The 20,353-nt window shown below is 73.3% G+C and carries 19 protein-coding genes and 2 pseudogenes; 9 read left to right on the top strand and 12 right to left on the bottom strand.

What is annotated here, in order from left to right; translation table 11 throughout:
* Positions 1–44: 44 nt before the first annotated feature.
* From AB0F04_RS35980 to AB0F04_RS35970, 3 genes are read right to left on the bottom strand one after another with little or no spacing between them, the layout of a single operon-like run.
* Positions 45–836 carry a hypothetical protein gene (locus tag AB0F04_RS35980; protein ID WP_362050025.1) on the bottom strand — a complete coding sequence of 264 codons (792 nt, stop codon included), beginning with the start codon at positions 834–836 and terminating at the stop codon, positions 45–47.
* Positions 836–2,101, bottom strand: coding sequence for a VWA domain-containing protein (locus tag AB0F04_RS35975; RefSeq protein WP_362050022.1), 1,266 nt, complete (start codon positions 2,099–2,101; stop codon positions 836–838). Before AB0F04_RS35975 ends, AB0F04_RS35980 begins: the two co-directional genes overlap by 1 nt.
* Positions 2,102–2,146: 45 nt before the next feature.
* Positions 2,147–3,640, bottom strand: a complete 1,494-nt coding sequence (locus AB0F04_RS35970) for an IucA/IucC family protein (protein WP_362050019.1) — start codon at positions 3,638–3,640, stop codon at positions 2,147–2,149.
* A gap of 119 nt (positions 3,641–3,759) precedes the next feature.
* On the opposite strand from AB0F04_RS35970, the gene AB0F04_RS35965 reads away from it, so the two are divergent.
* Both AB0F04_RS35965 and AB0F04_RS35960 read left to right on the top strand, forming a co-directional pair.
* Positions 3,760–5,277, top strand: coding sequence for an IucA/IucC family protein (locus AB0F04_RS35965; RefSeq protein WP_362050115.1), 1,518 nt, complete (start codon positions 3,760–3,762; stop codon positions 5,275–5,277).
* A 62-nt stretch (positions 5,278–5,339) separates the two neighbouring features.
* Positions 5,340–5,711: a (2Fe-2S) ferredoxin domain-containing protein gene (locus tag AB0F04_RS35960; protein WP_362050016.1), complete on the top strand. Its 372-nt coding sequence runs from the start codon at positions 5,340–5,342 to the stop codon at positions 5,709–5,711.
* A 64-nt stretch (positions 5,712–5,775) separates the two neighbouring features.
* Here the strand turns inward: AB0F04_RS35960 and AB0F04_RS35955 are convergent.
* From AB0F04_RS35955 to AB0F04_RS35940, 4 genes and pseudogenes are all read right to left on the bottom strand, one after another.
* Positions 5,776–5,868: pseudogene (locus AB0F04_RS35955) on the bottom strand (universal stress protein); the annotation flags it as partial.
* 75 nt (positions 5,869–5,943) lie between these two features.
* The gene (locus tag AB0F04_RS35950; RefSeq protein WP_362050013.1) at positions 5,944–7,443 is read right to left on the bottom strand and encodes an APC family permease; all 1,500 of its coding nucleotides are present in this window, start codon (positions 7,441–7,443) and stop codon (positions 5,944–5,946) included.
* Positions 7,444–7,590: 147 nt separating this feature from the next.
* Positions 7,591–8,139, bottom strand: a complete 549-nt coding sequence (locus tag AB0F04_RS35945) for a DUF1360 domain-containing protein (RefSeq protein WP_362050010.1) — start codon at positions 8,137–8,139, stop codon at positions 7,591–7,593.
* Positions 8,117–9,049 (bottom strand): Rieske 2Fe-2S domain-containing protein, encoded by a 933-nt coding sequence (locus tag AB0F04_RS35940; RefSeq protein WP_362050112.1) that lies wholly within the window; start codon positions 9,047–9,049, stop codon positions 8,117–8,119. Before AB0F04_RS35940 ends, AB0F04_RS35945 begins: the two co-directional genes overlap by 23 nt.
* A gap of 303 nt (positions 9,050–9,352) precedes the next feature.
* On the opposite strand from AB0F04_RS35940, the gene AB0F04_RS35935 reads away from it, so the two are divergent.
* The 3 genes from AB0F04_RS35935 (at position 9,353) to AB0F04_RS35925 (ending at position 11,905) form a co-directional block, all read left to right on the top strand.
* Positions 9,353–10,624, top strand: coding sequence for a cytochrome P450 (locus tag AB0F04_RS35935; protein WP_362050007.1), 1,272 nt, complete (start codon positions 9,353–9,355; stop codon positions 10,622–10,624).
* A gap of 94 nt (positions 10,625–10,718) precedes the next feature.
* The gene (locus AB0F04_RS35930) at positions 10,719–11,633 is read left to right on the top strand and encodes a HipA family kinase (RefSeq protein WP_362050004.1); all 915 of its coding nucleotides are present in this window, start codon (positions 10,719–10,721) and stop codon (positions 11,631–11,633) included.
* Positions 11,630–11,905 carry a SelT/SelW/SelH family protein gene (locus tag AB0F04_RS35925; protein WP_362050002.1) on the top strand — a complete coding sequence of 92 codons (276 nt, stop codon included), beginning with the start codon at positions 11,630–11,632 and terminating at the stop codon, positions 11,903–11,905. Before AB0F04_RS35930 ends, AB0F04_RS35925 begins: the two co-directional genes overlap by 4 nt.
* 7 nt (positions 11,906–11,912) lie before the next feature.
* Here the strand turns inward: AB0F04_RS35925 and aceB are convergent, their stop codons facing one another.
* Together aceB and AB0F04_RS35915 are read right to left on the bottom strand one after the other, a co-directional pair.
* Positions 11,913–13,538: a malate synthase A gene (gene aceB, locus AB0F04_RS35920; RefSeq protein ID WP_362049999.1), complete on the bottom strand. Its 1,626-nt coding sequence runs from the start codon at positions 13,536–13,538 to the stop codon at positions 11,913–11,915.
* A 208-nt stretch (positions 13,539–13,746) separates the two neighbouring features.
* A complete protein-coding gene (locus tag AB0F04_RS35915) occupies positions 13,747–14,361 on the bottom strand; it encodes a nucleotidyltransferase family protein (RefSeq protein WP_362049996.1) in 615 nt (204 codons plus the stop codon).
* Positions 14,362–14,603: 242 nt separating this feature from the next.
* Here AB0F04_RS35915 and AB0F04_RS35910 point away from each other — a divergent pair, with 242 nt between their 5' ends.
* Positions 14,604–14,933 (top strand): DUF5955 family protein, encoded by a 330-nt coding sequence (locus tag AB0F04_RS35910; RefSeq protein ID WP_362049993.1) that lies wholly within the window; start codon positions 14,604–14,606, stop codon positions 14,931–14,933.
* Here the strand turns inward: AB0F04_RS35910 and AB0F04_RS35905 are convergent.
* Positions 14,930–15,085, bottom strand: coding sequence for a hypothetical protein (locus AB0F04_RS35905; RefSeq protein ID WP_362049990.1), 156 nt, complete (start codon positions 15,083–15,085; stop codon positions 14,930–14,932). The two genes, AB0F04_RS35910 and AB0F04_RS35905, sit on opposite strands and share 4 nt — an antisense overlap.
* 35 nt (positions 15,086–15,120) lie before the next feature.
* On the opposite strand from AB0F04_RS35905, the pseudogene AB0F04_RS35900 reads away from it, so the two are divergent.
* Positions 15,121–15,630 (top strand): annotated as a pseudogene (locus AB0F04_RS35900) (TetR/AcrR family transcriptional regulator); the annotation flags it as partial.
* 228 nt (positions 15,631–15,858) lie between these two features.
* On the opposite strand, the gene AB0F04_RS35895 reads toward AB0F04_RS35900, so the two are convergent.
* Positions 15,859–16,656, bottom strand: coding sequence for an IclR family transcriptional regulator (locus tag AB0F04_RS35895; RefSeq protein WP_362049987.1), 798 nt, complete (start codon positions 16,654–16,656; stop codon positions 15,859–15,861).
* A gap of 246 nt (positions 16,657–16,902) precedes the next feature.
* Here AB0F04_RS35895 and allB point away from each other — a divergent pair, with 246 nt between their 5' ends.
* Complete coding sequence (allB, locus tag AB0F04_RS35890) at positions 16,903–18,243, top strand: allantoinase AllB (RefSeq protein WP_362049985.1); 1,341 nt, start codon at positions 16,903–16,905, stop codon at positions 18,241–18,243.
* A gap of 38 nt (positions 18,244–18,281) precedes the next feature.
* Complete coding sequence (gene alc / locus AB0F04_RS35885; RefSeq protein ID WP_362049982.1) at positions 18,282–19,397, top strand: allantoicase; 1,116 nt, start codon at positions 18,282–18,284, stop codon at positions 19,395–19,397.
* A gap of 92 nt (positions 19,398–19,489) precedes the next feature.
* On the opposite strand, the gene AB0F04_RS35880 is transcribed toward alc, so the two are convergent.
* Positions 19,490–20,233, bottom strand: coding sequence for an SDR family oxidoreductase (locus AB0F04_RS35880; RefSeq protein ID WP_362049979.1), 744 nt, complete (start codon positions 20,231–20,233; stop codon positions 19,490–19,492).
* Positions 20,234–20,353 lie beyond the last annotated feature (120 nt).

Raw genomic sequence — 20,353 nt, 5'->3', positions numbered from 1 at the left:
GTTCAGCGGAGTGGTCAGGTGAGGACCGGTCAGGTGAGGGCCGGTCAGGCGCCCGGCGGCACCCGGGACGGCCGGCCCGTCCCGCGCGTCAGCGCGTAGCCGCCGACCCCCGCCAGTGCGGCCAGGATCCCGCCGATCGCGGTCCACACCCACCGGTCCGACCACCAGCCGGACGTCCAGCCGTCCTCGGGTTCGAGACCGGCCAGCACCGCCGCGTCCTCCTGCTCCTCCTCGGGCTTCGAGGCGATCCCCGGCACCAGCGGCTCGGCGAGCGAGCCGTCCACCGCCGCGGATCCGCCGATGTCCTTGGAGTCCACCTGGATCGCGGTGCTCACGGGGAGGCCGAGGTCGGCGGTGGCGACGCCGGTGGCCGTCAGCCGGACGTAGTAGGTGCCCGGCAGCGGGTCGTTCGCCCACGGCTCCGCCCAGGCCCGGACCGTACGCAGCACACAGGCCAGCTCCACGGAGGAGACGTCCGCCCCCGCGGTGCGCGTCTGCGCCCCGTACTGGCAGGCCTGACGGCGGCGCAGACCGTCGTAGACGTCGATCTGCCAGGTCTGGGAGGCGTGGGTCTGCGGCAGTTTCACCGTCGCCCGGACCGTGGGCCGCTGTCCGGTGTCGGCGGGGAACGACCAGTACAGGTGGTCACCCGTGGAGCCGCTCGCCGTGGCCCGCTGCCCCTGCTCGATCTCCGTCGCCGTACGGAACGAGGTACCGGCCTGCGTGGGGGCCGACGACTCCTCCTGCGACGGGCTCGGCGAGGCGTCGGCCGCGGCCGGGCCGGCCGCCGCGCCCAGGGTCAGCAACGCCGCGCTCAACGCTCGTACCCACCACATCAGTTGGTCCTCCAGACCGCGATCCGCCAGCGCGACAGCCAGCCCCAGACGACACCGGCGAGGAAGCCGGTGAGGATCAGCACGCCGAGCAGCCACCAGCCGCGGCCGAGGCCGAAGGCGGCCACGTCGCCCGCCTGGTTCGGGGCGTCCACGACGTCCACCGTCAGCTCCAGCGGCAGACCGGGGGTGGTCTTCACGCCGGAGGCCGCCGAGAAGGAGTGCGAGACCGCGAGGCAGACCGCCTCGGACGGCGCGTCCTCGTCGTCGCTCTCGGCCTTCGGGTAGCGCAGACCCGTGGAGATCACGTCCGTGCGGCCGTTGCCCGCCGCCTCGCCGCGCACGATCTCGCGGCCCTTCGACGTCACCGCCCGCATCAGCACGCCGTAGCCGGGATTCACCGCCCGGTCCGCCGCGACGCTCACCGAGGCGCGCAGCTCCTTGCCCGGCGGAACGTCCACCCGGTACCAGCGCTGCTGCCCGAACTCCTCACGGTCGGTGTACAGGCCCGACTTCAGCGTCGGCGCCCCGGCGCACCGGTCGGCACCCTCGGCCGGCACCGGCGTCACCACCGGATCGGCCGCCCGGACCACCAACTGGTTGACCCGGTCGGTGAGTTCGTCCTGGTGCTCGACCGAGGTGTAGGTCCCGCCGGTGGCCTCGGCGATGCAGCTCAGCTGCCGGCTCAGCTTGGCGGTCGGTACCAGGCCCAGGGTGTCGATGGTCAGGCCGATCCCCTTGGCGGCGATCTCGCGGGCCACCTCGCACGGGTCGAGCGGGGCGCAGGTGTCCTCGCCGTCGCTGATCAGCACGATGCGCTTGGAGCCGTCGCCGCCGTCCAGGTCGCCGGCCGCTTTCAGCAGGGCGGGGCCGATCGGCGTCCAGCCCGTCGGGGTGAGGGTGGCGACGGCCGTCTTGGCCTCGGTGCGGTCGAGCGGACCGACCGGGTAGAGCTGCGCGGTGTCCTTGCAGCCCGTCTTGCGGTCGTCCCCGGGGTAGTTCGCACCCAGGGTGCGGATGCCGAGTTCGACCTCCTCGGGCGTCGCGTCGAGCACCTCGTTGAACGCCTGCTTCGCGGCGGCCATCCGCGACTGGCCGTCGATGTCCCGCGCCCGCATCGAGCCGCTCACGTCGAGGACGAGGTCGACCTTGGGGGCGTCCTGGCCCGTGGGTTCGCCGGCGGCCGCTCCGGCCGGGAAGGCGAGCCCGGCCGTCAGCGCGGCGACCAGGGCACAGACCCCTGCCGCCAGCCGTGTTCTTGTGATCATCGCCGGATCCTATTGATCACCCCGCTCCGGTTCCAAAACCGGGTTTCACCGCAGGGGGTTGGGCAGTTCCGCCCACTGGTCCCCGGGCGTCCGCGGCGAGAGCCGCATCAGCGTCAGTGCCTTCGAGGGCAGCGGATCGGCGCACAGGGCCGCGAGATCCGGGGTGTGCGGCAGGTCCCGTACAGCCGTCTCCAGCGCCGCGCCGAGCGCCGGACCCGACCCTGCCGTGCCGGCCAGCGCGCCCGCCACGAGCGAGCCGAACAGCTTGCGGCGGAGCGCGCGTTCGTCGTCCGTGACCATCCGGGCGGGCAGCTCGGGCACCTCGATGCCGTGCCGGGCCAGGCGGGCCGGGCTGACCCGGATGTCGGCCAGGTCGCGGTAGACCAGCCGCACCGGGTCGCCCGCCGCCGACAGGACCACCAGGAGGTTCTGGCCGTGCGCCTCCAGGGCCACGCCCAGCTCTAGCAGCCGCAGCCCGACCGTGAGCGTGAGCCGCGCGAAACCGGCCAGCCAGGCGGGGGAGCGGGGCAGGCCGGTGGTCGCCAGCGCCGCCACCGGCAGGACCCGCTCGCCGCTGCCCGCGTACGTCTGCGGCGACTCCCGCAGGACGGCGGCGAGGTCGGGGGACCCCGCGGCCGCCGCGCCCAGGGTGCGGGTGATGTGCAGCAGGCCGTCCGAACGTCCCGCCGGCGTCGCGGCGAAGTCCGACAACGCCGCGGACGCGGCGACCGAGGGCAGGGAGATGTCCCGCACCGAGGACGTCAGCCGGGCGCTCAGCGAGGTCTTCACCTGCGGCCCGCCGGGCACGGCCAGCGTCCGCAGGGACATCAGCGGATGCGCCGGGCGCCGCTCCTCGCACGTCCGCTTCAGCACGTGCGCCGCCTGCCACGGATGCACCGGAAGCACCACCCGCGCCCCGTCCCGCAGCTCGTCCGGCCACACGCCCGTCACCAGGCACTCCCGCGCCCGCACCGGCACCAGCCCCAGCTCCACGACGGGCCGGTGCTCGGGCCCGTAGGCCAGCTGCTCGGCCACCGAGAAGCCGGGCCGGGACCGGCACGTCGGATGGAACGGGTGCCCGTCGACGATCCGCTGCTCCCACCCCCAGTCGCTGTCCGGCCAGTCCTCCCGGTCCCCCTCCTGCCCCGCCCGCGACAGCGCCAGTGACGCGACGCTGTGCCCGAGCTCGGCGGCGAAGGCGGCGGAGTGCGGTACGGCGAGGTCCGTCATCAGCCGCGCCGGATCCGCGTACTCCGTCTCGTCCAGCCGTACGGCGGTGACGTACGCGCCGGTCGCGTACGGGTCCGGCCGGGGGCCGTGCAGTCGGCGGCCGTCGGACAGGGACAGCGTCAGACCGTCCCGGGCCTGCTCGCGGCGGGCGACCCAGGGCAGCGGCTCGTGGGCCAGACCGCGCCACAGCCGGGACAGCACGGCCGCCCGGGCGCCGGGCAGTTCGGCCTCGTACCGCGGCAGGAGCCCGGGCCGGACGACGGACAGCTCGTCGGCCACCTCGGCCTCGGCGGTGGGGGGACGGTGCACGGGCGGGCTCCTCGGGTACGAATAGGGGCGTCACAGCGGAACGGCGACGACCGACATACTGATCATCTCCGCCCGGCACGCTGAAACGACCATAGGGACGAGTGGAACGCGTGGACCTCATGCCCCCGCCCGCCGACGACGACTCGGCCCCAGGTGACGACCCGGCCACCGGAGCCCTCGCCGACGCGTACGCCGCCGTGCCCCTGCTGAACTGCCTGCTGCGGGAGGTCGCCCGGCCGGTGCGCGGGGAGGGCGACCGTCGCGTCCACCGGCTGCCCGGCTCGGACCGGCTGCTGCGGGTGCGCGGAACACGGCGGCCCGCCGAGCCGGAGATCGAGGTCGCCGGAGCCTGGCACCGCGTCGGCCACACCGAGCTGGTCAAGCTCGTCGCCGAGGAACTGCGCCGGCACACCGGGCTGTCCAACCACGAACTTCCCGCAGAGATGCTCGACAGCCGCGACGCCGTGGCCGCCCTGCTCGCCGCCCGGGCCCGCGCCGTCCCGCCCGGCGACCCCTACCGGCGCTCCGAGCAGTCCCTCCTGACCGGCCACACCCACCACCCGGCCCCCAAGGCGCGCGGAGGCGGCCCCACGGCCCGCTGGCTGCCGTACGCGCCCGAGGCGTACGCCCGCTTCCCGCTGGTGCTGCTCGGCCTGCGCGAGGACACCGTCGTCGAGGAGGGCGACACCTGCGCCCTCGACGGACTGGGCACGGCGCCGCCCGGCTACCGGCTGCTCCCGGCCCACCCCTGGCAGCTCGAGCTGGCCGCTCCGGAACTCGCCGCGGCCTTCGCGGACGGCCGGCTGATCCGGCTCGGCACCACCGCCCCCGACGCCTGGCCCACCGCCGCGATCCGCACGCTTTACACGCCCGAGCGGGACCTCTTCCTCAAGTTCAGCCTGGACGTGCGCATCACCAACGACATCCGTCGCCTGTGGCGCCACGACCTGCTCGCCCTGCGCCGGACGGACGCGGCCGTGAGCGCCGCCTTCGAGAGGTTCGGCGGGCCCTCCGCCTGGCTCGGCGACCGCGGTTACCGCACCGCCGACTTCGCCTTCGAGGCCCTGGCCGTCCTCGTCCGCGACGGCTTCGCCGGCCGCCTCCTGCCCGGCACCGTCCCGGTGCTCGCCGCCGGTCTGGTCGAGGGCTTCGACGGCAGCCCGCTCGACCGCGCCGCCGACCCCGCCCTCTGGTGGGCGGCGTACCTGGCCCAGGTGGTGCCCCCGGCGCTGACGGCGTTCGCCGAGCACGGTGTCGTCATCGAGGCGCATCTGCAGAACACGCTGGTCGCCGTGGACGCCGACGGGCTGCCGGTGCAGGCGCTGTACCGGGACGCCGAGGGCGTCAAGCTGCTGCCGGACGTGACGCGGCAGGCGGGCTGGGAGCGGCTCGTGTACTGCCTGGTCGTCAATCACCTCATCGAGATCGCCGGCGCCCTCACCGAACGGCACCCGGGGTTCGACCCCTGGCCCGCCGCCCGGCGTGAACTCGCCCGTCACGACCTCCCCGAGATCCCCGCCCTGCTCACCTCGCCGACCCTCCCGGCGAAGACCAACCTGCTGCTGCGCTGGACCGGCGCCGACGGCGCCGACGCCCGCTACCGGCCCCTGCCCAACCCGCTCCGGCAAGGGACCTGACCCGCCGGGCCGGGCACCCGCATGACATGATCATCACCACACGCACAGAGGGAGGGAGCGGCATGGCCGCGACGCCGAACGCAGGGCTTCCGTGCCGCATCGTCGTCTGCCGGGACTGCTGCTGCGGCACCCGCAAGATCAGAGGCGTGGATCACGCCGCCCAGACCGAGCGCCTGCGCGAGGCGGCACCGGTACGCGTCTCCGACTGCCTCGACGTGTGCGATCAGGCCAACGTGGTCGTCGTCCAGCCGTCCGCCGAGGGCCGGGCCGCCGGAGGCCGTCCGGTGTGGCTCGGACTGGTCAACGACCCGGCCGCCACCGAGGACGTCGTCTCCTGGGTGCGGGCGGGCGGCCCCGGCGTCGCGCCGGTGCCCGAGATCCTCGACCTGTATGTCTTCAGCCCGCACAAGAAACGCGCCGCCGGCAGCTCGTGAAGCAGGGCTCGCGGCGCAGGGCTCAGGTCACGGGCCGCGTGACACGGCCGCCGTGCCGGGAGCGTCAGGACTCCCTCGCCGGCACGCAGAGCACCGGCACGCCGGACAGGTGCGGCAGCTTGTGCGCGGTCGAGCCCGGCAGCGCCCCGCGGACGGGTTCTCGCCCCACACGGGGCCTCGTGGTGAGCGCCGTAGTCCTCGGACGCGTCGCAGCCGAGGATCACCGACATCTTCAGGACTCCCTGCCGTCGATGAGGGCCGGGTCGACCACGCTCGGGTGCTCCGACCAGAAGGCGGGCGCCAGCAGCCGCCACACGACCATGAGGACCACGCCCGCGACGACGATGCCGATGCCGATGACGAGCGGCGGACCGATCCCGAACCACGAGACGCCGCTGTAGGAGTTGTCGGGGTCGGACATGTCCGCCACCGACTCCACCAGCAGCCACGCCAGCAGTCCCGCGCCGATCAGCGGCCCCAGGCCGATCAGGAGGAAGGTGCGGGCGCTGCGGGTCAGTTGGCGGCGGTAGTACACCGCGCAGGCGAGGCCCGTGAGCGCGTAGTAGAAGGCGATCAGCAGGGACAGGGCGGTGAGGGAGTCGAAGAGGGCGTTCTCGCTGATGTGGAACAGGACGAGGTACCAGGCGATGGCGATGCCCGCGACCCACCAGGTGCTCACGTCGGGGGTGCGGAAGCGCGGGTGGATGCGGCCGAAGTGGGCGGGCAGCGCGTGCCGGCGCGCCATGGACAGACCCGTGCGCGAGGCCGGGATGATCGTCGTCTGGGTGGAGGCGAGCGCGGACGTCGACACCGCCAGCAGCACCACCCAGTCCCAGTCGCCCATCGCCTCCTCGGCGAGCAGCGCGAAGATGAACTCCTCCTCAGCGGCGTTCTCGGAGAGGTAGTCCGTGCCCGCGTAGGCCACGACCGCGAAGGCGACCGCGACATAGGTCACCAGCAGCAGCACCGTCGACCAGACGGCCGCCTTGCCGGGGGCGGTGGCCGAGTTCTCGACCTCCTCGGTGAGGTTGACCGCCGACTCCCACCCCCAGTAGATGAACACGCCCAGCAGCAGGGACGCGGTCAGTGACGCCCCGCCGGCTCCGAACGGGTCGAGCCAGCCGAACTCCGGGTCGACGGCGTCGAGGGTGCCGGTGCCGGCGTACACGCGGTGGAGCGCCACCACGGCGAAGGCGAGCAGGCAGACGACCTGCGCCAGGATGAGGACGTTCTGCACCTTGGCCGACAGCTCGGTGCCGATCACGCAGACGGCCGTCATCACCAGGATGAGCAGCACGGTCAGCACCTGACGGACCACGTCGTGGTCGGCCCAGCCGTCCAGGCCGACCGCGAGCAGGAAGAACGTCACGGCCACGTCCGCGAGCGATCCGACGACCAGGACGCCCGTCATCGTGATGGCCCACCCGCCGAGCCAGCCGGCCCACGGGCCCATGGCCCGGGTGACCCAGGAGAACGTCGTGCCGCAGTCCTGGTCGACCTTGTTGAGGTAGTAGAACGCCGAGGCGATCAGCAGCATGGGCACGAACGACGCGAGCATCACGCCGGGGGCGTAGATGCCGACCAGCGCCACGACGGGACCGATCACCGCCGCCACGGAGTACGCGGGGGAGGTCGCGTTGAGCCCGATGACCAGCGCGTCGAGGAACCCGATGGCATCGGGCTTCAGGCTCGCCTCCGGGGGTGGGCCCGGGTGGGTGACGTCCTTGGCCATGCTCCCTCGCTCCTGTCGTATGTGGGTCCATACAACAGGCGCTTTCGAGAGAGTCTGGTTATTTATGCCCCCTCAGGGCTTCATGTCGCTCGAGGGTGGGATGTCACGGTTTCCGATGTGAGCGGCGCGCGTCACAGGCGGCCGCGGTCAGTCGCCGGTCGTCCTGTCCAGGAGCGCGCCGTACGCGAGCTGCAGCGTGTCCGCCCCCGCCAGGGCGGTGAGCGCGCCCATGGCCGTGCGGGTCGCGCGCGGCCAGAGCAACTGGCCGGCGGTCAGCGCCGAGGCGACCCAGACACTCATGCAGAACGGACAGGTCGCGAGCTCGCCGACGGTGTGCCTGCCCTGCTCGGGCTGTGCCTGCTCGTGCAGCTCGGCGGGCCCCTGCGGTCCCACGTACCGGGTGAACGGGGCCCGCAACGGGCTGGTCACCGACGCCTTGGTGAGCAGTCGGCTGAGCCGGAAGGTGGCCACCGAGGTCAGGACCACGTCCCAGGGCACGGGCCGCTCCGGCAGCGGGCGGCCGCGGCGCCGTACCGCCGTGGTCCACGCCGCCGTGAACGCCGTGAATCCCGCCATGGCCGCGGTGTAGCCGCCCAGTGGCCGGTCGTGCCCGGCCCCGTAGTCCCGGCGGGTGCGCCGGAACGCTCCCGCCAGTCGGCCGGCGAGCCGGCTGTCAGCCCCTGTCGCCGTGCCCATGGGCTGCCTCCGATCGACGTCCGTTCCTGCGCCGGGCCGGTTCCCCGCCGTTCTGGTGACGCAGCCGCACCTCGACGTGGCCGTCGGCGACCCGTGTGTCGAAGGAGGGCTGGGGCGCGGTGGCCGGTCCACGCACGTTCCAGCCGTCGGAGAGCCGGAAGACGCTGCCGTGCCAGGGGCACCGCACACATCCGTCGGCGACGGTGCCCTCGGACAGCGGCCCCGCGAGGTGGCTGCACCGCTCGGCGAGCGCGTGAATCGCCCCACCGGTCTCGCGTACCACCAGCACCGGCACGTCGTCCACGCTGCGCCGCACCGCCTCACCGGCCGGGAACTCGGCCACGGCCCCGATCCGGTGCCAGCCCTGGGAGACGACGTTCGGCACCTCCTCGGCGTGGTTCGCGCCGGAGGCCTGCCGGTACGCCAGGTGACCGCCCAGCATGCCGCCGATCCCGACCGCGGTCAGCCCCAGGAAGCCGTACGCACGGCCCGCCCCCTCGCGCCCCTTCACGCGGCAGGCGAGCGAGGCGGCGTACAGGCCGACCGCCGCCGTGTTGGACAGGGCGTGCACCAGCCCGACGCGCTGTTGCCGGCGGTGCAGCTCCGCCCAGTCCACCCAGCCGGCCAGGGCCGAGGGGGCGGCGGCGCCCAGGCCGACCCCGACCAGCAGCCGTGACTCCCGCGAGCGGCCGGGGCGCAGGTCCAGGACCGCCGCCGACAGCCAGCTTCCGATCGGCACCTGCACCAGCAGCGGATGCACCGGGTGCCCCAGCCACCTGCCGTGCAACAAATCCCGGCCGCCTCCCAGGGGCAGCGCCCGCACGCCCCTGCGGAGCGTCTCTATCACCGCATCGGCCCTGGCCTCCCGTTCCAGGCGGTCCAGCAGCCACAGCACCCGGTTCTGCCGCATCAGCCGGCGAGATGAGGTTGCGCTCATGCCCCGCCGGGTCCCCACCGCCACCGGCGGCAAACGGAGCGGATGCGGCGGCATTCCTGGTCATCCGCCCGCCGGGGTCGGTACGTGCCCGGCCGCCGGGGTCGGTACGTGCCCGGCCGTGGGGGTCGGTGCGTGCCCCACCGCCGGGGTCCGTGCGTGCCCGGCCGTCGGGGTCGTGCGAACCCGCCCGCCGGGAACCGTGCGCGTACCCGGCGTCCGCGCCGCTGCGCGGGGGTGCCGCGTTTCCGGGCGGCGCCGGCGGGCACTCGCCGCGCCATGAATGCCGGTCGCAGTCCACTGATCGCCGACAGCTCCCTCGCTCTCCTGGCCAAGGGATACGCCTGGCTGCCCGACCGGAGGCGCCGCACCTCCGCCCCGCTCGTGCGCACCCGGCTCATGGGACAGCCGGTCGTCGCCCTGCACGGCCCCGAGGCGGTGCGGTTCTTCTACGACGAGCGTCACGTGGAGCGCCGCTCGGCGCTGCCCGGACCGGTGCTGAGCACGCTGTTCGGGCACGGAGCCGTGCACACCCTGGACGGCCCGGAGCACCGTGTGCGCAAGGAGATGTTCCTGTCCCTGCTCACCGGGGCGGAGGCGGTCGCCGGCCTGGTGGACCGCGTCGCCGCGGAGTGGGACGAGGCGGTGGAGTCGTGGTCCGGCCGCCGGGTCGTGCTGTTCGACGAGACGAGCCGCGTGCTCACCCGGGGCGTGTGCCAGTGGGCCGGAGTGGTCGTCGAGGACGTCGGGCCACTGGCCCGGGACCTCGTCGCGATGGTCGACGGTTTCGCCACGGCGGGCCCGCGCCACTGGCGGGCCCGCCGGGCCCGGGCCCGCTGCGAGGCCTGGCTGGGACGTCTGGTCGAGGACGTACGGGCGGGGACCGCCTCCGCGCAGGCCGGATCGGCCCTGGAGGGGATCGCCCGGCACCGGGACGCCGACGGCCGGCTCCTGGACCCGCACACGGCCGCGGTCGAACTGCTCAACGTCATCCGCCCGACCGTCGCGGTGTGCTGGTTCGTCACCTACGCCGGACACGCGCTGCGCCTGAGGCCCGGGCTGCGGGAACGCCTGACCGGCGACGACCCCGCCCACGCCGTGGCGTTCGCCCACGAGCTGCGGCGCTTCTACCCCTTCGCGCCCTTCGTCGGCGGCCGGGCCGTCACCGACCTGGAGTGGCACGGCGAGCCGATCCCGTCCGGCACGCTGATCCTGCTCGACCTCTACGGGCAGAACCACGACCCCGCCCTCTGGGACGATCCGTACACCTTCGAACCGCGGCGTTTCCTCGAGCGGCCGCCCGCGGGTGACGACCTGATCCCCCAGGGCGGCGGCGACCGGACCACCGGCCACCGCTGCCCCGGTGAGGACGTCACGATCGCGCTGCTGCGTGCCCTCGTGCCGCGGCTGGCCCGGCTGGAGTACGAGGTGCCCGAGCAGGACCTGCGGATCCCGCTGAACCGCATGCCGGCCCGGGTCCGCAGCGGCTTCGTCATGGACGCCGTCCGGGTGCCCGCACCCGCTCCCGTGGCCACGCCCGCGGCGCCCTGAGGCCGGCGGGATCCGCACGCGGCCCAGGGCCCTTCGCGCTCACGCCTGGTTACCATGGCCCCTTCGGACTCTGCCCCGGGGGAGCTTCAGGACCATGCTGAGAGAGGTCACCGCGACCCGCTACGTCGAACCCCTGCGCTCCGGCGGCTCCGTCCCCGGTGTCGTCGAGGCGGACGACCTCGGCACCTACGTCGTCAAGTTCACCGGCTCCGCGCAGGGCCGCAAGGCGCTGGTCGCCGAGGTCATCGTGGGGGAACTGGCCCGCGCCCTCGGCCTGCGCTTCCCCGAGCTGGTCCTGGTGCACTTCGACCCGGCGGTCGCCGACCACGAGCCGCACCAGGAGGTACGGGGGCTGCACGCGGCCAGTGCGGGCGTCAACCTCGGCATGGACTACCTGCCGGGCGCCCGGGACTTCACACCGGAGATCTCTCAGATCTTCCCCGTCGACCCGCTGGAGGCGGGCAGGATCGTCTGGCTCGACGCCCTGACCGTGAACGTCGACCGCACGGTCCACAGTTCCAACCTGATGGTCTGGCCCACCCTCGGCGTCGCGCGCCCGCGCCTGTGGCTGATCGACCACGGCGCCGCCCTCGTCTTCCACCACCGCTGGGACGCCGCCGACCCCGGCAAGGCCTACGACTTCCGCCACCACGCCCTCGGCCATCACGGCCCCGACGTCCGGACGGCCGACGCCGAACTGGCGCCCCGGGTCACCGGGGAACTGCTGCGGCGGATCCTCGCCGAGGTCCCGGACGCCTGGCTCGCCGACGAGCCGGGTTTCGCCACCGCGGACGAGGTGCGCGAGGCGTATGTGACGTACCTGCACGCGCGCGTGCGGGCGTCCGGGGACTGGCTGCCGACGGGCTTCCCCACCCGGGAGGAACTCGCCGCCGAGGAGGCCCTGCGGGCGGCGAAGAACCAGCAAGGACGTCCCGCGTGGCTCAAGCAGGTGCCCGACCTGCACGGCAAGCCCGCGGCTCAGCAGGATTGGTCGGTGCACCTCGGATGACGGACGCCCAGCGGGTCGAGATCGAGTACTGCACCCAGTGCCGCTGGCTGCCCCGCGCCGCCTGGCTGGCGCAGGAACTGCTCACGACCTTCGAGGCCGAACTGACGGAACTGGCCCTCAGGCCCGGCACAGGCGGGGTGTTCGTGGTCCGCGTCGGTGACGAGGTCGTCTGGGACCGTCGCGAGCAGGGCTTCCCGGAGCCGACGGCGGTGAAGAAGGCCGTACGCGACCGAGTGGCCCCGGGCAAGACCCTGGGCCACTCGGAGCGGTAGCGGCGGTTCAGCCCTTGAGCTGCTCGTACGCCGGGAGCGTCAGGAAGTCGGCGTAGTCCTCGTCGAGGGAGACCGTCAGCAGCAGGTCGTGCGCCTGCTGCCAGTTGCCGGCCGCGAAGGCCTCGTCGCCGATCTCGGCCCTGATGTCCGCGAGTTCCTCGGCGGCGACCTTGCGGGCCAGGTCGGCCGTGACCTGCTCGCCGTTGTCGAGGACGACCTCCGCGTTGATCCACTGCCAGATCTGGGAGCGGGAGATCTCGGCGGTGGCCGCGTCCTCCATCAGGTTGAAGATGGCGACCGCCCCGAGTCCGCGCAGCCAGGCCTCGATGTAACGGATGCCGACCTGCACGGCGTTCACCAGGCCCGCGTAGGTGGGCTTGGCGTCGAGGGAGTCGACGGCGATCAGGTCGGCCGCCTTGACGTCGACGTCCTCACGCAGCCGGTCCTTCTGGTTCGGCTTGTCGCCGAGGACCTTGTCGAAGGACTGCATGGCGATCGGCACCAGGTCGGGATGGGCGACCCAGGAGCCGTCGAAGCCGTCGTTCGCCTCGCGGTCCTTGTCGGCACGGACCTTCTCGAAGGCGACCTTGTTGACCTCGGCGTCCCGGCGGGAGGGGATGAAGGCCGCCATGCCGCCGATGGCGTGCGCGCCGCGCTTGTGGCAGGTGCGGACGAGGAGTTCGGTGTAGGCGCGCATGAACGGGGCCGTCATCGTCACCGCGTTGCGGTCCGGCAGGACGAACCTGGCGCCGCCGTCACGGAAGTTCTTGACGATGGAGAACAGGTAGTCCCAGCGGCCGGCGTTCAGCCCGGAGGCGTGGTCGCGCAGCTCGTAGAGGATCTCCTCCATCTCGTACGCCGCGGTGATCGTCTCGATGAGGACGGTCGCGCGGACCGTGCCCTGCGGGATGCCGCAGTACTCCTGCGCGAAGACGAACACCTCGTTCCACAGGCGCGCCTCCAGGTGGGACTCCGTCTTGGGAAGGTAGAAGTACGGGCCCTTGCCGAGGTCCAGCAGGCGCTGGGCGTTGTGGAAGAAGTACAGGCCGAAGTCGACGAGGGCACCGGGCACGGGGGTGCCGTCGGCGTCGACGAGGTGACGCTCGTTCAGGTGCCAGCCGCGCGGTCGCATCACGACCGTGGCGAGCTCCTCGTTCGCCTTCAGCGCGTACGACTTGCCGGACCTCGGGTCGGTGAAGTCGATGTTCCGGGTGTAGGCGTCGCTCAGGTTCAGCTGACCGCCCACCACGTTCTCCCAGGTGGGTGCGGAGGCGTCCTCGAAGTCCGCCAGCCACACCTTCGCGCCCGAGTTGAGGGCGTTGATGGTCATCTTGCGGTCGGTGGGACCGGTGATCTCGACCCGGCGGTCGTTCAGCGCGTCCGGGGCCGGGGCGACCTTCCAGGAGTCGTCGGCGCGGATCGCGGCGGTCTCCGGAAGGAAGTCGAGGGTGGAGGTGCGGGCGATCTCGGCGCGGCGCTCGGCGCGGCGGGCGAGGAGTTCGTCCCGCCGGGGCGTGAACCGCCGGTGCAGCTCGGCCACGAAGGCGAGCGCCGCTTCGGTGAGGACCTCCTCCTGCCGGGGCAGGGGCTCGGCGTCGACGATGGCCAGCGGGGACGGCGCTGGAGCGGACATGAACGGTCACTTCCTTCAGCGAGCTGTGAAGACGAGCCGGCGTGCTCGGCACCGGGTGCCAGTCTTGTCGAATACGGCGTTCCGCGCCCTTGGACCTGTCGGGCGCTTCTGATCAGTGGATACTAGTTTCCTCATGGTGGAAGTTCAATCGTCTGTTGATGTCGAGATTCTCCGAGTCGAGGCAAGGCGGCGCTCCGTGCCACCCCGTTCACTCCAGGTGGCCCAGATCGGCTTCGGTGTCGATGTCGAACGGCCGGGCCACGTCCCCGCATTCGACGAGAGTGATCGCCCGCCGGTGCTCCCTCAGGTAGGCGCGTGCCCCCCGGTCCCCGGTGGCGGTCGCGGCGATGCCCGCCCAATGAGCGGCACCGAACAGCACCGGGTGGCCGCGCACACCGTCGTACGCGGCGCCGGCGAGCGTCTCCTCGCCCTCGTACGCCGCGAGGACCCGGGCCACCGCCTCGGGTCCGATCCCGGGCTGGTCCACGAGTGACACCAGGACGGCCCGGACACCCGTGCCGGCCAGTGCGTCGAGCCCGGCGCGCAGTGAGCTCCCCATTCCCTGCTCCCAGTCCGGGTTGTCGACCAGGGTGCAGTCCGGCAGTGAGGCCCGTGCGCGCACGGCGTCGGCCTGTGCGCCCAGGACGACGTGGACGGCCGCGCAGCCGCCCTCCCGCAGTACCCGTGCCGCGTGCTCCACCAGAGGTCGTCCCCGGTGCGGAAGCAGTGCCTTGGGCCGTCCGCCGAGCCGCCGCCCGCCCCCGGCCGCGAGCAGCAGTCCGGCGACCGCCTGCGCCCCGCCCGTCGTCTCCCGTGTCGTCATGGCTCCTGCATACCGCACGCCCCGTACGGGAGTGCGACGGCGCGAGGCGCGCGTCGGACAGGTGTGCGCCCCGGGCCAGAAAGTCACTCAGCGAAACAAGTCGATGACGCAATGGACTGGCGCCCGGCGGTTCGCGTCGTTTACTGTCGCCCGCACCGACCGGCCGGGCGCCCGACGGCTGCCCGGGGCGGGGGCTTCGTGTCGGACGGACACGCGCACGGCGAGGTGCGAGGGGGAGGACTGTGTTGCGGAGCGTCGAGCAGAAGCGGCAGGGGCCCGTGACCGGCGGTGGCGAGGACCCGCGCGTGACGGAGCTGCGCTCCGCCGTGTCCCGGTTGCGCCGCCGACTGGCCGCCCATCCCGGCGAGTTCGCCGACCGGAGCATCGCCGAGGAGGAACTGGCCGCGGTGGCCGCCATGGCCGCCGACGGCATCCCCGAGATCCCCCGCCTGCGCCGCTCCCTCCTGCTCATCGCGGGCGCGATCGGCTCGGTGAGCGCACTGTCCGCCGAGCTGACGGAGGTCCGGCGGGCGGTGGACCTCTTCGGGGGGCCGGTGCGGGGCCAGGGTTAGGACCTGTCCGGCGAACCGGCCGGGCGGTCCGCGACGACCAGCCACGACGAGCTGCGCGGCCGGACCGTGCCGTCGGCCGCCTCGTGGTCGCGCAGATGGCCGGTCGGAGTGCGACGGGCACGGGCCCGTGCGATCGCGTCGGCCCGCTCCATGAGATGGCGACCGGGGCCCGTACCCAGCAGCAAGTGAGGGGCCCGGCGCGCTCACCAGCCGGTCCGTCACGAGCGAGGCGGGGGGCGCCAAAGGGCTGCTGCATGCGCACTTCGCGGGATTCGACGCGTTCGTGGCCGAGCTCTGCCTCGATCGGTTCGCCCGGACGGTGGTGAAGGCGCAGAAACTGTCGGAGCTCGCCGGACAGGCCACCGTGGCACGGAACCCCGGTGCCGTCGCCCTGGCCCTGTCCGGCTCCGGCGGCCCGGCCGTCTGGGGCCGCGCCATGACCCGCCCTGCTGCCGCGTCGCGCATCCGCGAGGCTCTGGAAGGCGGGGCGCCTGGTTTCACGGCGATCCAGGAGGCCATCACCGGCTACGTGCAGGTCGAACGCGGACTCGGCCGCGTGGCGGAGACCGTCGATCCGTGCATGGTGGCCCTCGCCATCGTCGGCACCGCCCACCTCCTCCTGATGACCAGCCGGCCGGCCGCCGCAGACCCGCGTCCCGCCATGACACGCCTGGTGGCGGCATTGGTGGACGGCTGATCTACCGCCCGACGACGCCCCTTCCGGGCGCGACGTGGCGGAGCGAAGCCGGTGGCCTGCTGCCGTTACGCATGAGACACCTCGCCCCACGCCGAGCCGAACGATCAGCCGATTCGACGGTCACGCCGGCTGACCGGACAGGGCGAGGGCACGCGCCGCTCCGGGTCGGCCCCGTTGCGCGGGGCTCGGGCGGCCGGCGCGGGGCCGGGCCGCCCCGGGTCCACCCCGTTACGCGGGGCTCTGGCTGGCGAGCGCCTCGGACAGTTCGCCCGCGACCTGCTGGAGCACCGGCACGATCCTGTCCGTCAGGGCTTCGGTGACCCGGCCCGCCGGGCCCGAGATGGAGATGGCCGCGGCCGTGGGGGAGTCGGGCACCGGGACCGCCAGGCAGCGCACCCCGATCTCCTGCTCGTTGTCGTCGATGGCGAAGCCCTGCCGGCGCACGTCCTCCAGGGCCGCGAGGAACCCGTCGGGCGTGGTGATCGTCTTCTCCGTCGCGGCGGGCATGCCCGTACGGGAGAGCAGCGCCCGCACCTCCTCCGGCGGGAAGCCGGCGAGCAGGGCCTTGCCGACGCCCGTGGAGTGCGGCAGCACCCGCCGGCCGACCTCCGTGAACATGCGCATCGAGTGCTTCGAGGGCACCTGCGCCACGTAGACGATCTCGTCCCCGTCGAGCAGGGCCATGTTCGCCGTCTCGCCGGTCTCCTCCACCAGACGCGCGAGGTACGGCCGCGCCCAGGTGCCCAGCAGCCGGGAGGCCGACTCGCCGAGGCGGATCAGGCGCGGGCCGAGCGCGTACCGCCGGTTGGGCTGCTGACGGACGTACCCGCAGACGACCAGGGTGCGCATCAGGCGGTGGATCGTCGGCAGGGGCAGGCCGCTGCTCGCGGACAGCTCGCTCAGGCCGACCTCGCCGCCCGCGTCCGCCATCCGTTCGAGCAGGTCGAAGGCGCGCTCCAGGGACTGGACGCCCCCGTTGGCTGAGGACCGGGCGGAGTCGGTGGTGCTGGCGCTGGACGTCGGCACGGCGCGTTCCTTTCGGGGCGGGCGGGAAGGGCAGAAGCCTACCCGGCGGTCGGTTGACTCCCCGCTTGTACGTAGCTACGTTCTGCTTACTGGAAGTTTAATTCCGCTTTGTGGAAACGTCCAGGAGTGTTCGTGAAAGGGCGCCGGGGACAAGTCTGCCCTTGACTGCACGAAAGAGGGAGTGAAGACTCCTTCAACAGAAAGTTGAATTCCGTTCCGCGGAAGTGCTGGAAGTAAGGGGTTCGGGTGTCCGACGCTGAACTGGTGCTGCGCTCGACGCGAGTCATCACCCCCGAGGGAACGCGGGCCGCCTCCGTCGCGGTGGCCGGCGGCACGATCACGGCCGTCCTGCCCCACGACGCGCCCGTACCGGAGAGCGCCCGCCTGGAGGACCTGGGCGACCACGTCCTGCTGCCCGGCCTGGTCGACACCCACGTGCACGTCAACGACCCGGGCCGCACCGAGTGGGAGGGTTTCTGGACCGCCACCCGCGCCGCGGCGGCCGGTGGCATCACGACCCTGATCGACATGCCCCTCAACTCCCTCCCGCCGACCACGACCGTCCCGCACCTGCGCACCAAGCAGCAGGTCGCCGCCGACAAGGCGCACATCGACGTCGGCTTCTGGGGCGGCGCCCTGCCCGACAACGTCAAGGAACTCCGGCCGCTGCACGAGGCCGGCGTGTTCGGCTTCAAGGCGTTCCTGTCGCCGTCCGGCGTGGACGAGTTCCCGCACCTGGAGCGCGACCCCCTCGCCCGCACCATGGCCGAGATCGCCGCCTTCGGCGGACTGCTCATCGTGCACGCCGAGGACCCCCGGCTCCTGGCCTCCGCCCCGCAGCGGCCGGGCCCCAAGTACGCCGACTTCCTCGCCTCCCGCCCCCGGGACGCCGAGGACACCGCCATCGCCCAGCTCATCCGCGAGGCCAAGGCCCTCGACGCGCGCGTGCACGTCCTGCACCTGTCCTCCAGTGACGCCCTGCCGATGATCGCCGAGGCGCGGGCGGAGGGCGTCCGCGTCACCGTGGAGACCTGCCCCCACTACCTGACCCTCACCGCCGAGGAAGTCCCCGACGGCGCCAGCGAGTTCAAGTGCTGCCCGCCCATCCGCGAGGCCGCCAACCAGGACCTGCTCTGGCAGGCCCTCGCCGACGGCACCATCGACTGTGTCGTCACCGACCACTCCCCGTCCACGGCCGACCTGAAGACCGACGACTTCGCGACGGCCTGGGGCGGCATCTCCGGACTCCAGCTCAGCCTGGCCGCGGTGTGGACCGAGGCACGCAGGCGCGGGCACGGCCTGGAGGACGTCGTCCGCTGGATGTCCGCGCGCACCTCCGCACTGGTCGGGCTCGACGACCGCAAGGGCGCCATCGCGGTGGGCCGCGACGCCGACTTCGCCGTCCTCGCCCCCGACGAGGCCTTCACCGTCGACCCGGTGGCCCTCCAGCACCGCAACCGCGTCACGGCGTACGCGGGCAGGACCCTGCACGGCGTCGTGAAGTCCACCTGGCTGCGCGGGCAGCGCATCGTCGCGGACGGCGAGTTCACCGAACCGAAGGGGCGGCTCCTCACCCGGACCCACTGACTCCCCATCCGGACACCCGAAAGGAAGACCTGATCACCGTGACGGCGATTCCCCGTTTCACCGGCGACGCGAACCCCTACGGAGGCGGCGACCCGTACGCGGACTACCGCACCGCCGACTTCCCCTTCACCTCGTACGCCGACCTAGCCGACCGGCGTCTCGGGGCCGGTGTCATCGCCGCCAACGACGAGTTCTTCGCCCACCGCGAGAACCTGCTGATGCCCGAGCCCGCCGCGTTCGACCCCGAGCACTTCGGGCACAAGGGCAAGATCATGGACGGCTGGGAGACCCGCCGCCGCCGCGGCGCTTCCGCCGATCACCCCTGGCCGACCGAGGAGGACCACGACTGGGCGCTGGTCCGTCTCGGTGCCCCGGGCGTGATCCGCGGGATCGTCGTCGACACCGCCCACTTCCGCGGCAACTACCCGCAGGCGGTGTCCGTCGAGGGCACCTGCGTGCCGGGCTCCCCGTCGCCGGAGGAACTCCTCGGGGACGACGTGAAGTGGACGACCCTCGTCCCGCGCACCCCGGTCGGCGGCCACGCGGCGAACGGGTTCGCCGTCGATGTCGAGCAGTGCTTCACGCACCTGCGGGTCAACCAGCACCCCGACGGCGGCATCGCGCGCCTGCGCGTCCACGGCGAGGTCGTCCCCGACCCCGCCTGGCTGACGGCCCTGGGCACCTTCGACGTCGTCGCCCTGGAGAACGGCGGCCGGGCCGAGGACGCCTCCAACCTCTTCTACTCGCCCGCCTCCAACACCATCCAGCCGGGCCGCTCCCGCAAGATGGACGACGGCTGGGAGACCCGCCGCCGCCGCGACCGGGGCCACGACTGGATCCGCTACCGGCTGGCCGCCCAGGCGCAGATCCGTGCCCTGGAGATCGACACCGCCTACCTCAAGGGCAACAGCGCCGGCTGGGCGTCGGTGTCGGTGAAGGACGGCGAGGACGGCGACTGGCAGGAGATCCTGCCCCGCACCCGCCTCCAGCCCGACACCAACCACCGCTTCGTCCTGCCGGCCCCGGCGGTCGGCACGCACGCGCGCGTGGACATCTTCCCGGACGGCGGCATCTCCCGGCTGCGCCTGTTCGGCTCCCTGACCCAGGAGGGCACGCGCCGGCTGGCGGCACGCCACCAGGAGCTGGGCGGCTGAACCACCCCGTGACCGTGGGGCGCACCCGCCGGACGAACCACCCCGTGACCGTGGGGCGCACCCGCCGGACGGCACCGGTGCGCCCCCGTGCCTCACGCGGCGTGGCCGCCGTCCACCGGGAACTCCGCCCCGGTCACGTACGTCGCCCCCGCCAGGTAGGCGACCATCGACGCCACCTCGTCCGCCGTCCCGAACCGGCCCAGCGCCGTCATCGCCGCCTGGCCGGCCGCGTACGGCCCGTCCGCCGGGTTCATGTCCGTGTCGATCGGGCCGGGAAGGACGAGGTTGGCCGTGATCCCGCGTCCGCCCAACTCCCTGGCCAGCGCCTTCGTCAGACCGGCAAGGGCCGCCTTGCTCGTCGCGTAGAGCGTCCCGCCGGGCCCCGGCACCCGCTGGGCGATGCAACTGCCGATCGTGATGATCCGCCCGCCCTCGGGCATCCGCGCCGCGGCCGCCTGGGAGGCCAGGAAGACACCCCGCACGTTGACGTCCAGGACCCGGTCCACCTCCGCGAGCGACAGGGCCTCCAGCGGCCCGAGCACCCCCACCCCGGCGTTGTTGACCAGGATGTCGAGCCCGCCCAGCGCCTGGGCCGCCGCGTCCACCACGGCGGCCGCCTCGGCAGGCTCGGCCACGTCCGCGCGCAGCGCCACCGCCCGGCGCCCCAGCGCCTCCACCTCCCGGACGACGTCCTCGGCCGCCTCCTTGCCGTTCACATGGCCGACGGCCACGTCCGCGCCCTCCCGCGCGAGCTGTACCGCCGTCGCCGCGCCGATCCCACGGCTCCCGCCGGTCACGAGAGCCACCTTGCCGTGCAGAGTTCCCTGAGTGGTCATGAGTCCATCCCAGCGGCCGCGCGGCACCCGCGCTGGCGGCGAACGGACGTCGAGGTGGGGACGCCGGCGGCGTGCGTACGGCCCAGCGATGAGTTGCGGGTGCCGACGGGGTCTGAACCG

It is taken from the genome of Streptomyces sp. NPDC029041, assembly GCF_040637515.1.
Lineage (GTDB): Bacteria > Actinomycetota > Actinomycetes > Streptomycetales > Streptomycetaceae > Streptomyces.
The sequence above is the reverse complement of the archived record's forward strand: the minus strand, read 5'-3'. Positions and strand labels throughout refer to the sequence as shown.